Consider the following 13,701-nt stretch of genomic DNA (forward strand, 5'->3'; position numbering starts at 1 on the left):
GCATCGACTAATGGTTCTGTATCCGCAGCCGCAGGATCCGCACCACTTCCGCGCGTACTATGTCGACAACCATCTTCCCCTTGCCGCGGAACTACCGGGCCTGCGCGGCATGCGTTACAGCCTGGACGTCGCCGGAGTCGGGGATCCCAGCCCGTATTTCGCGGTGTGGGAGGGAGAGTTCGACTCACGCGAAGCGATGGAGCGGGCGCTCGGTTCGCCGGTGGGCCGTCGCGTAGCCGAGGACACGGGCAATTATGCCACCGGTGGGGCGCACCTGCTCCATTTCGCGGTCGAGGCGACCCGGTGACTCGGAGCACATCGTGAGATCCTCCGCGAACCTCGGACCGGGCACCACCCCGAACCCGCGTGCATTCCGAGACGCCATGGGGCGCTTCGCTACCGGAGTCACCGTCATCACCGCCAGGACGGAGGGCGGCGTCCACGGCATGACGGCCAACGGCTTCATGTCGGTGTCCCTGACGCCCGCGCTCGTCCTGGTCTCGCTCGGAGATTGCTCGATGGCAAGGCATCTCGAGGCGGGGGACCGTTACGGGGTGACACTGCTCGCCGCGAATCAGGAAGCGACGTCACGACATTTCGGTGGCCGCAATCAGTCGGGCCTCGAAATCGAGTTCGCCGAGTACGGAGCACATGTCTTCGTTCCTGGTGGGCTCGCCGAGATCGGCTGCCGCATCGTCGATCGGCACCGTGCGGGTGACCACACCCTCTTCATCGGGGAAGTGGAACACCTCGAGTACCGCGACGGTGCACCACTGCTGTTCTATACGGGCGGCTACCGGGGGCTGAACGTCGGCCTCAGCGACGACCTGTTCTTCTGCTGACATTGCTCGACGCAGCGGGGTGCTCATGCCGGGGCGGAGGCACCCCGCCCGCGCGCGACCGAGCTCCCGGAGCGAGCCGTTGATCGATTCCCATTGCTATCAAGGAGATTCATGACTACACGTGAACGGCTGCTGATCGGCGGCCGATGGGTCGACGCCGATTCCGGCCGCGAGTTCGAAACGCGCGATCCGGCAACCGGCGAGGTACTGGGCGTCGTCGCCGACGCAGGGACGAGCGATGTGGATTCGGCGGTGAGCGCGGCCCGCGAGGCGTTCGCCGATCCGGCCTGGCGGAACATGACTCCGGCCGAACGAGGGCGGCTGCTGTGGCGGATCGCGGATCTGATCGAGCGCGACGCCGACGCGCTCGCGGAGCTCGAGACTCGCGATCAGGGGCAGCCACTCGGTGTCGCGAAGACCGTCAGCCTGACCATGGCGGCCGACGTGTTCCGGTACTACGCGGGCTGGTGCACCAAGATCGAGGGCCACACGTCCGCGGTGTCGATTCCGGGCACCATGCACTACACCCGCCGTGAACCGATTGGCGTGTGTGCGCTGATCACCCCGTGGAACTTCCCGCTCATGATCGCCGCGTGGAAGCTCGCGCCGGCCCTCGCATGCGGGAACACCGTAATTCTCAAGCCGGCCGAGCAGACTCCGATGACCACCGTGGCGCTGGCCCGCATCTGCGTCGAGGCCGGTGTCCCACCCGGCGTCGTGAACTGCCTGACGGGTGGTCCCGAGGTCGGTGCAGCCCTCAGTGCGCATTCCGGGGTCGACAAGGTCTCCTTCACAGGGTCGACGGAGGTCGGTCGCAAGATCGTCGTGGCGGCGTCGTCGAACTTCAAGCGCGTGACCCTCGAGCTGGGCGGCAAGGCGCCGAGCGTGATCGCCCGGGATGCAGACATCGACGCGGCGGTCGCCGGCAATCTGCAAGGGGCGCTGCTCAACAGCGGACAGGTCTGCGCCGCCTACACCCGCTTCTTCGTCGACTCCAAGCGGGTCGACGAGTTCGCGGAGAAGATCGGGGCAGCCGCCGCGGCGCTGCCCGTCGGCCCCGGCATGTCACCCGAGACCGTCATCGGGCCACTGACGTCTCCCGAGCACACTGCTCATGTCGATCGGCTGGTCCGGTCGGGTATCGCCGAGGGGGCACAGCTCGTCACCGGTGGGACGCGACTGCAGGGTGATCTCTCCGCCGGAAACTTCTACAGCCCCACCGTGTTCACCGGCGTCACGGACGAGATGACGATCGCGCGCGAAGAAATCTTCGGACCTGTCCTGTCGATCCTGCCGTACGACGATCAGGACGAGCTCGCCGCACGCGCGAACGACACCGACTACGGGCTCGCGGCCTGCATCTGGACGAAGGACCTGACGACCGCCCACAACCTGGCCGCGTCGATCCACGCGGGAAGCGTGTTCGTCAACATGCTGCCGTTCCTCGATCCGGCCGCCCCGTGGGGAGGATTCGGTGCCAGCGGTTGGGGCCGTGAGATGAGCTCCAACGCAATCGACGAGTTCACCGAGACGAAGGGCGTGTGGATCAACCTGGCGTAGCGCCCACACGCGTCAGGCGCGGCCCGAGATGTTCTCGGACCGCGCCTGACGGATGTCGATCGTGCCTCTATGCCTATCCGGTGTAGCCGGGGGGCATCAGGACGGACTTGAGCTCGCAGTAGGCCTCGAGGCCCTCCGGTCCGTTCTCGCGGCCGATGCCGGAGTTCTTGAAGCCGCCGAACGGGCATCCGGGATCGAACGCGTACCAGTTGATGGCGTACGTGCCGGTGCGGATCTGCTTGGCGATCTCGATGCCCTTCTCGATGTCGGTGGTGTACACCGAACCGGCCAGGCCGTACTCCGAGTCGTTGGCGATCTTGACGGCCTCGTCGACCGTGTCGTAGGGGATCACCGACAGAACGGGTCCGAAGATCTCCTCGCGGGCGATCGTCATCGAGTTGTCGACGTCGGCGAAGATCGTCGGCTCCACGAACCAGCCCGTGTCCAGGTGGGCCGGGGCGCCGCCGCCGAGCACGACGCGCGCACCCTCGGCCTTGCCCTTCTCGATGTAGCCGAGGACCTTGTCGCGCTGCTTCTCGGTGATGAGCGGGCCCAGCGTCGCGCCCTCGTCGGCCGGACGACCGACCGGCATGAACCCGGCGGTCTGGACCATGGCCTCGATGATCTCGTCGTAGCGCGAGCGCGGCGCGAGGATGCGCGTCTGGCCGACGCACGCCTGGCCGGAGTTCATGAGGCCGGACATCACCAGCATCGGGACGGTCGCCGCGACGTCCATGTCCTCGAGCAGGATCGCGGCCGACTTGCCACCCAGCTCGAGCGAACAACGCTTGAGCTGCTCGGCGGCGATCGCGCCGATCTTGCGGCCGACGGCGGTGCTGCCGGTGAAGGTGACCTTGTCGACGTCGGGGTGCGAGACCAGGTACTCGCCGGTCTCCGCGCCGCCCGGCACGATCGACAGCACGCCTTCGGGCAGGCCGGCCTCGGTGAAGATGTCGGCGACCATGTTGGCGTTGAGCGGAGTCTCCGGCGCCGGCTTGAGCACCACGGTGCAACCCGCGAGCAGGGCCGGAGCCAGCTTGTTGATCGCGAGGAACAGCGGCACGTTCCATGCGATGACCGCGCCGACGACGCCGACCGGCTCGCGGTAGATCTTGCTCTGGCCGAACGGCCCGGTGCGGACCTCTTCCCAGGGGAACTCGGTGGCGAGCCCGGCGTAGTAGTTGAGGGTCGCGAGCGACATGGTCTTCTGCATCACCTCGACGCCCGATGCCGGCGCGCCCATCTCGTCGGAGATGGTGGAGATCAGCTCCGCGCTGCGCTCCTCGATGAGCTTGGCGACCTTGGCGAGGATCTCGCCACGCTGGGCCGGTGTGGTCTCGGCCCACGGGCCCGCTTCGAGGGCCGCGCGTGCTGCGCCGACGGCGGCGTCGATGTCTGCCGGAGCGGCGACGGGGACACTGCCCACGCGCGCTTCGGTAGCGGGGGAAAACACCTCCAACCGCTGGTCGGTGGCCGGCGCGACCCATCGTCCGCCGATGAAGAGTTTGTCGTAGTCGGTCATCAGTCCATTCCTCGCTCTTGTGGAGTGCCCTGGGTCACACTAGAACACGTTACAGCCAACTGGAATAGGCGAGGTCCGATCGCAGGTCAGACGCCGTCCGTTGCAAGCAGCCCGGCGCCGGTGAGGGTGCCGAGTACACCGAGATCGGCGGGCGCCAGCCGAAGGTCGCGCAGGAAGGACAACCGTGCGTGCCGCGCCGCCGCCGCGATCATGGGATCCCACAACGCGGGGCCCGCCTGCGCGAAACCGCCGCCGACGACGACGAGGCCGATGTCGAGCAACGCTGCCGCCGACGCCAACACCTGTCCCAGCGCGGTGCCGGCCCGTTCGAGGGCGTCGGCCGCGGTGGGTTCTCCCAGCGCTGCGTCGACGGCCAGATCGGCAGCCGTGGCGCCGTCCCACCCGTTGGTCCGTGCCCACCGCAGCGCGGCCGGAGCGCTCGCGACGGTCTCGAGGCAGCCGAATGCCCCGCATCCGCACTGTTCGGCGCCGCCCGGCACCACCATGTGTCCGACGTGGCCCGCGTTGCCGGTGCGTCCGCCCACGATCCGGCCGCCGCGGATCACGCCGCCGCCCACCCCGGTCGAGACGACGACGCCCAGCAGATCGGGAGTGCCTCGGCCCGCGCCCAGTCGGTGCTCGGCCAGAGCGGCGGCGGCCCCGTCCAGCGCGAGACGCACGGTTGCGGACCGGAACAGGGTCCGGACGGCGTCGACGATCGGAAAGCCGTCCCGCCACTCGGCGATGTTGACCGGCGCGACCGTGCCCGCGGTGGTGTCGACCGGCCCCGCTGACGCAATGCCGACCGACGTGATCGGTTCGCCGCCGGCCGCTCGCTCGAGCAGCGCGCCGCACGCGTCCCACACCCCGGACTGCGGCGTCGGGACGGTCACCCGATGATCGGGCGAGCCGTCGGGCAGCACCCGCGCCGCCGCCATCTTGGTGCCGCCGACATCGAGCGCGAGTGCGGTCATGATCCCGAGCGTAGTTCCCTGTGCGGCTCGTCCTGCCGATTCCGGTTCTCCCCGTCGGAGCGCCCGCACCTCGTACGGCGACCGGAGGGTCAGCGCTTGCGGACCACGAGAACCAGGTTGCTCACCAGCAGTTCGCGCAGCGCCGGGATCTTCACCATCCACCACGCCCAGCGCGGGTGGTAGCGGGGGAACGCGGCCAGGACGTCGCCGCCGGTCTGGTCCTTCGCCCACCTCAACCCGTCCGCGGCACCGATGTCGAACAGCGAGATGCCGTAACGGTTCTTGGGTTCCTTGCCCTGTTTGCGCTTGTAGCGCCGGGCCGCGTATTCGCCGCCGAGATAGTGCCACGGGCCGGTCTCGTGCCCGCCGAACGGGCCCCACCACAGCGTGTACGACAGCACCATCAGCCCGCCGGGGCGTGTCACCCGCAGCATCTCCTCGGCCATCACCCACGGCTGCGACACGTGTTCGGCGACGTTCGACGAGAAGCACACGTCCACCGATCCGGTGCGGATCGGCAGCGCCAGCCCCGAGCCGCGGATCGAGTCGCCGACCGTCAGGCCCGCCGCGTGCATCTCCGACGGATCGGGCTCCACCGGAATGTAGCGGGCACCGGCCTGCCCGAACGCGTCCGCGAAGTAGCCGGGGCCGCCGCCCACGTCGAGCACCGTCGTGCCGGTCAGGTCCGCGTCGGTGAGGCCGCGATAGAGATCGCCGATCAGTTCGACGGAGTCGCGGGCGAGGGCGCCGTAGAACAGGTCCGGGTCGGTCTGCTCGTACCGGAAGTCGCTGAGCAGCCCGACCGACCGCTTCAGGGTTGCGCGGCGGGCGAAATGCCGGGTCACTCGAGGTGCGCGGGTGGGGACGAGACGGCGTGCGCGGGCGGGAGTCACGGGAGGAACCTTATCGATCGGACATACCGCGCTCCCGTTCGCCGGATTCCACTGCTTGACGGTAGGGCGGGCCGCGTCCAGCCGATAAGGTGTGTCGCAGGCAACGGTCCGAGCCAGTGAGGGGGCACGCACGTGCGAGAGGTTCTCCTGCTGTGCTGGCGCGACACCGGGCATCCCCAGGGCGGTGGCAGCGAGCGGTACCTCGAGGAGGTCGGCGCGGGCCTCGCTCGACGCGGCATCAAGGTCACGTTGCGGACCGCGGGCTACCCGGGTGCCCCGCGCGAGGAGATCGTCGACGGCGTCCGGATCAGTCGTGGCGGCGGACGGCTGACGGTGTACCCCCGGGCGCTCGGCGCGATCGTCGCCGGCCGTCTCGGTCTCGGACCGCTCGCCGGACTGCGCCCCGACGCGGTGCTCGACACCCAGAACGGCATCCCCTTCTTCTCGAAGGCCGTGTCCGGCGCGCCGGTGACCGTGCTGGTGCACCACTGCCACCGCGAGCAGTGGCCGGTCGCCGGTCGACTCATGGGGCGCGTCGGCTGGTGGATCGAGTCACGGCTGTCGCCGCGCGTGCACCGGGAGAGCCAGTACCTGACGGTGTCGTTGCCGTCGGCCGACGAGCTCACCGACCTCGGCGTCGAGCGCGAGCGGATCGCGGTGGTCCGCAACGGCGCCGACGCGATCCCGGCCGGCGTCGAGCCGGGGAGCGGACACACCCGCACCGCGCATCCGAGTGTGTGCGTGCTGTCGCGGCTCGTGCCGCACAAGCAGATCGAGGACGCGCTCGCCGCCGTCGCGACGCTGCGCCGGACCATTCCCGCGCTGCACCTCGACGTCGTCGGCGGCGGCTGGTGGGAGCAGAACCTGCGCGAACGGGCCCACGAGCTGGGTATCGCCGACGCCGTCACGTTCCACGGACACGTGCCCGAGGACCGCAAGCACGCACTGCTCGCGCGCTCGTGGGTGCACGTGATGCCGTCCCGCAAGGAGGGCTGGGGACTCGCAGTGATCGAGGCCGCCCAGCACGGTGTCCCCACGGTCGGCTACCGCAGCTCCAAGGGACTTACCGACTCGATCATCGACGGCGTCACCGGTCTGCTCGTGGGCGGCGACTCCGACGACGCTGCGTCGGATCGGGCGGCCGCGGTGCCCGCGCTGGCGACCGCCGTCGAATCGCTGCTGCTCGACGCCGAACTGCGCGCCGAGCTGGGCGACAAGGCCCGGCTGCGGGCGTCCGAGTTCTCGTGGGCACAGACCGCGTCCGGGGTGTACGCGGTACTGGCCGCGTCAGCCGCCGGGCGGCACGTGTCGGGGCTCATCGCCGGCTCCGAAACCGGCACGGTTGCGCCGCCGCGACTCCAGGAAGCCGAGACCGCCGCCCACTAGCAGCGCCGCCCACAGCAGGTGCGCGCCCGTGGACACCGCCCGCGCGGACCCGGTCGCACCGACCGTGATCTCGCCGGGAACCCGGTACAACGCGAGTTCGTCGTCCTCCCAAGTCTTTTCGAGATCGTCGAGGGTGTGCTGCGAGTCGCCGAGGGGGCCCGGGGTGGTGCGTTCGACCAGCACCCAACGCACCTGCTCCTCGACGAGTTCCTTCGGCGACGCCCCCGTCAGCAGCAACTGTTCGACGCGCGAGGCCCGCGCGCCCTCACCGCCGACCGCCGACGCCTGCCCCACCACCAGCTGTCCGGTCTGCAGCACGTCCGCCGGCAGCATCCGTGGCGCGGGATCGAGCACCGGCGCGTCGCCGCTGTAGGGGAACTTCCGGAACATCCCGGCCGGCAGCACCGCGACATCGCCCGGCGCCGGTGACGCCTCGAGGGTCTCGACCACCCGCTGCCACGACGCCGGATACTGCACCGGCTGCAGCGCGCCTCCGACACCCCACACCAGGTCGGGCAGCGCGAGCACGACCGCGGCGATCGCGGCGACCGGGACCGCACCGGGCAGCGGCGCCCGGGTGTTCAGCGTCCGCACCCCGGCCGCCGCGGCCAGTGCGTACAGCGGCGCGGCGAGCGCCACCCACTTCTGGGTGTCGCGCAGCAGCCCCGTCCCCGGCACGTGCACCACCGCCCACTCGCCGACGGCCAGCCCCCAGCCCGTCGCGCCGAGCGCGGGCAGCAGCACCGCGGCGGCGGCGAGGACCGCGAGCGCGACGATCACCGGATAGCGCCGACGCCGCCACAGCGCGGGCAGCCCGCAGCCCACGACCGCGAGCAGCAGTAGCGTCCCGACCAGCGCCCACAGGGACGTGCGCGAGCCCGGGACGGCGGTGGAGTTCCAGATTCCGCCCAGCCCCGCGACACTGCCGAGGGTGCCGAGGCCCGGCTCGGCGCGGGACGCGAACGCCGCCACCCCAGCCGGGTCGGACGTCCCGCCGCTGCCGGAACCGGCCGTCGCGATCAGCCACGGCGCCGACACCGCGACGAACAGGCCCCCCGTCCGCAGCAGCCGCAGTGGCGCGCGTCCGCTGCCGCCGGGCGCCGCGAGGGCGGCGAGCGCCACGACCACCGCGAGCAGCGCGCCGGTCGGCGTCAGGCCCGCCGCGCCGAGGCACAGCGTCAGCGACCACCAGCCGCCCGGGCGTCCGTGCCGGATCGCGACGGCGGCGCACACGACCCACGGCAACGCGGCGTATCCGGTGAGCAGGCTCCAATGTCCTTGCAGCAGCCGCTCGGCCACGTACGGGTTCCACAGCGTCACCGTCGACGCCACCAGCTGCGGGCCCAGGCCTGACCCCGGAAGCAGCACCGCCACCATCCGGGCCGCACCCCAGCCGGCGAGCCACAGCGCCGCGCACAGGATCGCCTTGACCACGACACCGCCGTCGACGACGGAACTGAGCACCGCGATCAGCCAGTCCTGCGGGACGGCGCGCGCCGCGGCGTCGGTCAGGCCCAGCGCCGAATCGGTGAGGTACGACCGCGGTGTGCTCACTGCGTCGCGGAGCAGCAGGTAGCCGGGGCCGAGCAGCGGTCCGAGGATCAGCCCGGTCAGCGCCAGGCTGTAGAGGCTCGGCGCGGCGCGTGTGAGCGTCGTCCGCCGTGCCGTCATGAGCGGCACCTTACGTGGTGCATCATGAGCGGATGCCACGCCAATCCCTCACCGGCTCCACTGTCGCCGGGATGACGATGGTGACGGCCGGTTCGATGACGGCGAACCTTGCCGCCTACGTGCTGCAGCTGCTGGCCCTGCGCTGGCTGGGGCCGTCCGCGTACGGAGAATTCGCGAGTCTGCTCGCCGCCCAGCTGGTGCTGGCGGTGCCCGCCCTGGCGTTGCAGAGCGTCGTGGCCCGGGAGCTGGTGCACGGCAAGGGCCACACCGAGCTGCGGGCCCTCGGATACCGCTGCGCGGCCATCGTCGCGGCGATCGCTCTGCTCCTCGTACCCGGCATCTCGTGGGCGCTCGACACGAGCCTGACCGCCACGCTGTGGGCTCTCGTCGCGGCCCCGCTGCTGGTGCTGCTGGCGACCGAACAGGGTCTACTGCAGGGCGCCGGACGCTTCGCCGACCTCAGCGTCGTGCTGGCCGGCGCCGGTGTCGCGAAGGTGGTGCCCGCGGTCGCGGTGCTGGCGATCGGCGGGGGACCGGGGCCGATGCTGCTCGCCGGGGCGGTCGGGACCGCCGTGATGGTCGTCGTCGCGCGACTGCTCGAGCGGCGACGGGGCGAGCGCGTGGTCGGCGGCGCCGGCGTCGGGGTCGGCACGGTGCTCCGCGCGTCGCAGGTGCAGCTCGCGATGATCGCGCTGTCGTCGGTGGACCTGCTGATCGCACGCGTCGTGCTTCCCGAGGCCGACGCCGGCATCTACGCGGCGGGCGCGGTCGCGACCAAGGCCGCGTTCTGGCTGCCGCAGGCAATCGGGGTGGTGCTGTACCCGCGGATGGCGAATCCGGTGCACTCGGCCAGCGCGGTGCGGTCCGCGCTGGCCGTGCTCACCGGGCTCGGGGCGCTCCTGGTGATCGGCGCCGCCGTGGTCGCGCCGATCGCGACGATGCTGTTCGGCGACGACTACGCGCCGGTCCAGGGAATCCTGTGGATGTTCGCGCTGAACGGTGCGGCGCTGGCGGTGCTGCAGGGCGCGTTGCTGTCCGCGATCGCGGGGGAGCGCACGCATCTCGCGATCGTCGCGTGGGTGGGCCTGGCGGTCGAGGCGGTGCTGATGTTCACCGTCGCCGACACCGTCCGTCAGTTCGTCGTCGTCGCGGCCTCCGTGGCGACGCTGACGGCCTGCACGGCGGCCGTGCTCGCGTTGCGGAGCGCCCGCAGCGACGACGTCCCGGCGCAATGACCCCTTGCCTCGGGCCGTACCGGAGAGTTTGACTGGACGGTGGCCCCGATAGTCCGGGACAACCACACATCGTGAGGATGCAGATGCCTACTCATCGAGCAGTGCACGTCCAGTCCGCCGGTGAACCGTTGACACTCGTCGACGTCGAGACCAAGTCTCCCGAACGCGATCATGTACGCATCGCGGTCGCCGCCTGCGGAATCTGCGGTACCGACCACGGATTCGTCGAGGGCGGATTCCCCGGGATGTCCTGGCCGCTCACGCCCGGCCACGAGATCGCCGGGACGATCGCCGAACTCGGTGCCGGCGTCGACAACTACAGCGTCGGGGACCGGGTCGCGGTCGGCTGGTTCGGCGGTTGCTGCAACCGGTGCGTCCCGTGCCGGCAGGGGCACCTGGTCTATTGCGAGAACCTGCAGGTGCCGAGCTGGCAGTATCCCGGCGGCTACGCCGAGTCCGTGACAGCGCCGGCGAATGCGCTCGCCCGGATTCCGGACGAACTGTCCTTCGCGGAAGCGGCACCGATGAGTTGTGCGGGTGTCACCACGTACGACGCGCTGCGGAAGTCCAAGGCGATGCCCGGCGACCGGGTCGCCGTCCTGGGGGTCGGCGGCCTCGGCCACCTCGGTGTGCAGTTCGCCCGGGCGATGGGCTTCGAAACGATCGCAATCGCCCGTGGCGCCGGTAAAGGCGACGACGCCCGAGCGCTCGGCGCCCACCATTACGTGGACTCCACCGCCGGCGACGTCAGCGAGGCCCTGCGGGCACTCGGCGGCATGACGGTGGTGCTCGCGACCGCGGCGAACTCGCAGGCGATGGCCGACACGGTCGGCGGGCTGCGTCCGCAGGGCGAACTGGTCGTGATCGGCGTCCCGTCGGAGCCGCTGCCGATCAGCCCGGTACAGCTGGTCCTGCCCGGCATCAGCGTCAACGGTCACGCGTCCGGTACCGCCCGCGACGTCGAGGAGACGATGCGGTTCGCGGTCCTGTCGGGGGTGCGTGCCCGAATCGAGGAACGCCCCCTGGCGGATGCCGCCGACGCCTATTCCGCCACGGTCGCAGGACGCGCGCGCTATCGCATGGTCCTCACCATGTGACCGCCTGCGAGAGGGGAACCCTGGGACGAACGAACCCCCGCGCGGTGATCCGCGCGGGGGTTCGCTACTTCGTCAGGAAGCGCCGGTCACTGCTGGCGCGGCGGCTCGGTGAAACCGCCCTTGTCCATGTTGACCGTGGGGAATTCCTCGGTCTTGTCCGACGTCCAGTCGTGGTCGCCGTTGGGCGCCTGGCCGGATCCGGTGGGCGGGTTCGCAGGACCACCGGCGGTGGCGCCCTTGTTGCCGCGTCCGCCGCGCAGGCCGAGCACGATGCCGGCGATCAGCGCGATGGCGCCGAGGATGCCGGCGACGATCGGCAGGGTGCGGCCGAACAGCGACAGCTTGTCCTGCCCGTCCTTGGCCTGGCCGATCTGGTACTCGATGGTGTTCTCGTCGAACGGCAGCGTCACCTTGAGCACGGTGACCTCGGGCTTGGCCTTGTCGCGGGCGTAGTACTGGTACAGCTTCTCCTGGCCCTTGATGACGACGCCGGTGACCGGATCGACCCAGATATCGCGCTCGTTCTGGTACCAGCGGACCATCGTGACCGGCTGCTGGTCGCCGGGGACGCCCCAGGTGGCGGCGGGCAGCGTCAACTTGTTGGTGGGCGCCGGCACCACCTTGGACAGATCGACGGGCTCGATCTTCTGGTTGTAGTGGTACACCTTCATTCCGTTGATCTCGGTTTCCTCAACGAAATTGATGTCCTGCGTGCTCCGCGAGTTCAGGTCGAAGTACGGGTAGCTCTTCTTCTCCGCATCGAACGGCCACTTGTACTGCAGACCCGTGTGCGACACCTCTTCGGCCGGCTCGTTCGACGCGGTCTGGATGGTGCCGACGGGCGGCTCGACCGGCATCGAGCTGACGCGGTCCGCGGTGACGCGGTCGACGGTCGCGGTCAGCAGACCGCTGTCGCCCTGCTTGTCGGTGCGGATCACCGACTGGCCGGCCTGCAGCGAGATGACGTCCGCGTCGGACGGCTGCTCGGTGATGACGTAGCGCTGCGCGACGATCGGCACGTTCGTGTTGACCTCGGCCTTGCCCGCGAGCAGGGCCTTGGAGTCGAGCACGTCACCGTTGCCGGTGGCGACGGTGGTGACCTCGAGGTCGAGCGGCGTCTTCTTGAGCTTGTCGACGGTGTACGCGGGAATGAGGACTGCCACGGCCAGCAGGAAGGTCCCGAGGCCTACCAGAATGCACGCAAGTATCCGGCTCGGGCCTGAACGCTCGGCCATGCTGTCTCCTAACTCAATGTTCGGAATTGAGATACCCCCACCGGCAGCGTGCCCGCTGCACGGGTCGCACGGTGCCTTCGAACCTGACACCACGTGAGCTCAGACACTAACAGTCCCGTTGTCCCATTTGCGTCAGCGCACCGATTTCGGTCGCGTTCCCGTCGCTCCTGGTGTGCTCTTTCGGATTCGTGGGCGGTCCGGGCACACTGAACGACGATGAACAGCTCCCACCTCGACATCCCGGCCCCAGTCGGCAATCCGCGGGCTTTCCTTCCCGCGCTCGAGGGCATGCGCGGAGCCGCGGCGCTCGGCGTGCTGGTGACGCACGTGGCGTTCCAGACCGGCGCGGTCGGCGATCCCGTCGTCGGCCGGATCTGGGGGCGGTTCGATCTGGCGGTCGCGGTGTTCTTCGCGCTGTCGGGTTTTCTGCTGTGGCGTCCGCACGCCGCCGCGGCCCGCGGACTCGGGACCCCGCCGACCATCGTCAAGTACTGGATCTCCCGCGCGACACGCATCCTGCCCGCGTACTGGGTGCTGGTGTGTCTGGTCCTGCTGTTCCTGCCGGCGGCCGGCGGCGGCTGGAAGGTGTGGGTCGCGAATCTCGCGCTGATCCAGGTGTTCGTGCCGCTCACGCTCACCGAGGGCATGACGCAGCTGTGGAGCCTGTCGGTGGAGGTGGCGTTCTACCTGATCCTGCCGATCGTCGCGCTGGCCCTGGTGCGGCTGCGCGGCCCGGCGGCCCGCTTCCGGGTGCCGGTCCTGCTCGCGACCGCGACGGTGAGCCTGGTGTGGGCGTTCCTGCCGATCCCTGCCCCGGACGGTATCCACCACGACAACTGGCTGCCCGGCTACATCCCGTGGTTCGCCGCCGGGATGCTGCTGGCCGAGCTCGCGATGGTGAGCGGGACGTGGGTGCACCGCCTGTCGCAGCACCGGGTCGCGATGGCGGCGATCGCAGCGGTCGCGTTCGGGGTGTCGACGACGTGGCTGGCCGGACCCGAGGGCCTGGTGCGGCCGGAACCCTGGCAGTACGCCACCAAGATCGCGCTGGGTGCGGTGATGAGTTTCGCGCTGCTCGCGCCGCTCGTCCTGGGCGGGCACCGCCACCGGATCCTGGCGAGTCCGGCGGCACTGGCGGTGGGACGCTGGTCCTACGGCCTGTTCATCTGGCATCTCGCGGTGCTGTCGATCGTGTTCCCGATGTTCGGCATCGCACCGTTCAACGGCAACTTCGTGTTCGTCCTCGTCGTCACGACGGTTTTGAGCATCGCGGTCGCGTCGGCCAG

The 13,701-nt window shown here is 70.2% G+C and carries 11 protein-coding genes and 1 pseudogene; 7 read left to right on the forward strand and 5 right to left on the reverse strand.

The features are described from left to right. Window positions 1–10 precede the first annotated feature (10 nt). The 3 genes from DEU38_RS20880 (at window position 11) to DEU38_RS20890 (ending at window position 2,402) form a co-directional block, all read left to right on the forward strand. Complete coding sequence (locus DEU38_RS20880) at window positions 11–307, forward strand: EthD family reductase (RefSeq protein ID WP_309473104.1); 297 nt, start codon at window positions 11–13, stop codon at window positions 305–307. 13 nt (window positions 308–320) lie between these two features. Further along, window positions 321–842: a flavin reductase family protein gene (locus DEU38_RS20885; protein ID WP_258558072.1), complete on the forward strand. Its 522-nt coding sequence runs from the start codon at window positions 321–323 to the stop codon at window positions 840–842. Window positions 843–953: 111 nt separating this feature from the next. After that, window positions 954–2,402, forward strand: coding sequence for an aldehyde dehydrogenase (locus DEU38_RS20890; protein WP_114723324.1), 1,449 nt, complete (start codon window positions 954–956; stop codon window positions 2,400–2,402). A gap of 73 nt (window positions 2,403–2,475) precedes the next feature. On the opposite strand, the gene DEU38_RS20895 is transcribed toward DEU38_RS20890, so the two are convergent. From DEU38_RS20895 to DEU38_RS20905, 3 genes are all read right to left on the reverse strand, one after another. After that, the gene (locus DEU38_RS20895; protein WP_114723325.1) at window positions 2,476–3,924 is read right to left on the reverse strand and encodes an aldehyde dehydrogenase; all 1,449 of its coding nucleotides are present in this window, start codon (window positions 3,922–3,924) and stop codon (window positions 2,476–2,478) included. Window positions 3,925–4,010: 86 nt separating this feature from the next. Next, window positions 4,011–4,898 carry an ROK family protein gene (locus tag DEU38_RS20900; RefSeq protein ID WP_114723326.1) on the reverse strand — a complete coding sequence of 296 codons (888 nt, stop codon included), beginning with the start codon at window positions 4,896–4,898 and terminating at the stop codon, window positions 4,011–4,013. A gap of 89 nt (window positions 4,899–4,987) precedes the next feature. After that, a complete protein-coding gene (locus tag DEU38_RS20905) occupies window positions 4,988–5,743 on the reverse strand; it encodes a class I SAM-dependent methyltransferase (RefSeq protein WP_114723327.1) in 756 nt (251 codons plus the stop codon). A gap of 180 nt (window positions 5,744–5,923) precedes the next feature. On the opposite strand from DEU38_RS20905, the gene DEU38_RS20910 reads away from it, so the two are divergent. After that, complete coding sequence (locus tag DEU38_RS20910) at window positions 5,924–7,177, forward strand: glycosyltransferase family 4 protein (protein WP_114723328.1); 1,254 nt, start codon at window positions 5,924–5,926, stop codon at window positions 7,175–7,177. On the opposite strand, the gene DEU38_RS20915 is transcribed toward DEU38_RS20910, so the two are convergent. Continuing rightward, window positions 7,079–8,848 (reverse strand): hypothetical protein, encoded by a 1,770-nt coding sequence (locus DEU38_RS20915; protein ID WP_114723329.1) that lies wholly within the window; start codon window positions 8,846–8,848, stop codon window positions 7,079–7,081. The genes DEU38_RS20910 and DEU38_RS20915 overlap by 99 nt on opposite strands. Before the next feature lie 32 nt (window positions 8,849–8,880). Between DEU38_RS20915 and DEU38_RS20920 the strand changes: the two genes are divergently transcribed. Further along, window positions 8,881–10,083, forward strand: a complete 1,203-nt coding sequence (locus DEU38_RS20920) for a polysaccharide biosynthesis protein (protein ID WP_114723330.1) — start codon at window positions 8,881–8,883, stop codon at window positions 10,081–10,083. Window positions 10,084–10,166: 83 nt separating this feature from the next. Next, window positions 10,167–11,180: an alcohol dehydrogenase catalytic domain-containing protein gene (locus DEU38_RS20925; protein ID WP_114723368.1), complete on the forward strand. Its 1,014-nt coding sequence runs from the start codon at window positions 10,167–10,169 to the stop codon at window positions 11,178–11,180. Between the two features lie 86 nt (window positions 11,181–11,266). Here the strand turns inward: DEU38_RS20925 and DEU38_RS20930 are convergent, their stop codons facing one another. Further along, the gene (locus tag DEU38_RS20930) at window positions 11,267–12,415 is read right to left on the reverse strand and encodes a DUF3068 domain-containing protein (RefSeq protein ID WP_114723331.1); all 1,149 of its coding nucleotides are present in this window, start codon (window positions 12,413–12,415) and stop codon (window positions 11,267–11,269) included. Window positions 12,416–12,703: 288 nt separating this feature from the next. On the opposite strand from DEU38_RS20930, the pseudogene DEU38_RS20935 reads away from it, so the two are divergent. After that, window positions 12,704–13,630, forward strand: a pseudogene (locus tag DEU38_RS20935) (acyltransferase family protein); the annotation flags it as partial. Window positions 13,631–13,701 lie beyond the last annotated feature (71 nt).

It is taken from the genome of Rhodococcus sp. AG1013, from assembly GCF_003350365.1.
Taxonomy (GTDB): domain Bacteria; phylum Actinomycetota; class Actinomycetes; order Mycobacteriales; family Mycobacteriaceae; genus Prescottella.

Bases quoted from the DNA above. Each gene is read 5' to 3' on its own strand.
- DEU38_RS20880 (WP_309473104.1), top strand. From the start codon at position 11: ATGGTTCTGTATCCGCAGCCGCAGGATCCGCACCACTTCCGCGCGTAC.
- DEU38_RS20930 (WP_114723331.1), bottom strand. From the start codon at position 12,415: ATGGCCGAGCGTTCAGGCCCGAGCCGGATACTTGCGTGCATTCTGGTA.
- DEU38_RS20900 (WP_114723326.1), bottom strand. From the start codon at position 4,898: ATGACCGCACTCGCGCTCGATGTCGGCGGCACCAAGATGGCGGCGGCG.
- DEU38_RS20925 (WP_114723368.1), top strand. From the start codon at position 10,167: ATGCCTACTCATCGAGCAGTGCACGTCCAGTCCGCCGGTGAACCGTTG.
- DEU38_RS20895 (WP_114723325.1), bottom strand. From the start codon at position 3,924: ATGACCGACTACGACAAACTCTTCATCGGCGGACGATGGGTCGCGCCG.
- DEU38_RS20915 (WP_114723329.1), bottom strand. From the start codon at position 8,848: ATGACGGCACGGCGGACGACGCTCACACGCGCCGCGCCGAGCCTCTAC.
- DEU38_RS20890 (WP_114723324.1), top strand. From the start codon at position 954: ATGACTACACGTGAACGGCTGCTGATCGGCGGCCGATGGGTCGACGCC.
- DEU38_RS20920 (WP_114723330.1), top strand. From the start codon at position 8,881: ATGCCACGCCAATCCCTCACCGGCTCCACTGTCGCCGGGATGACGATG.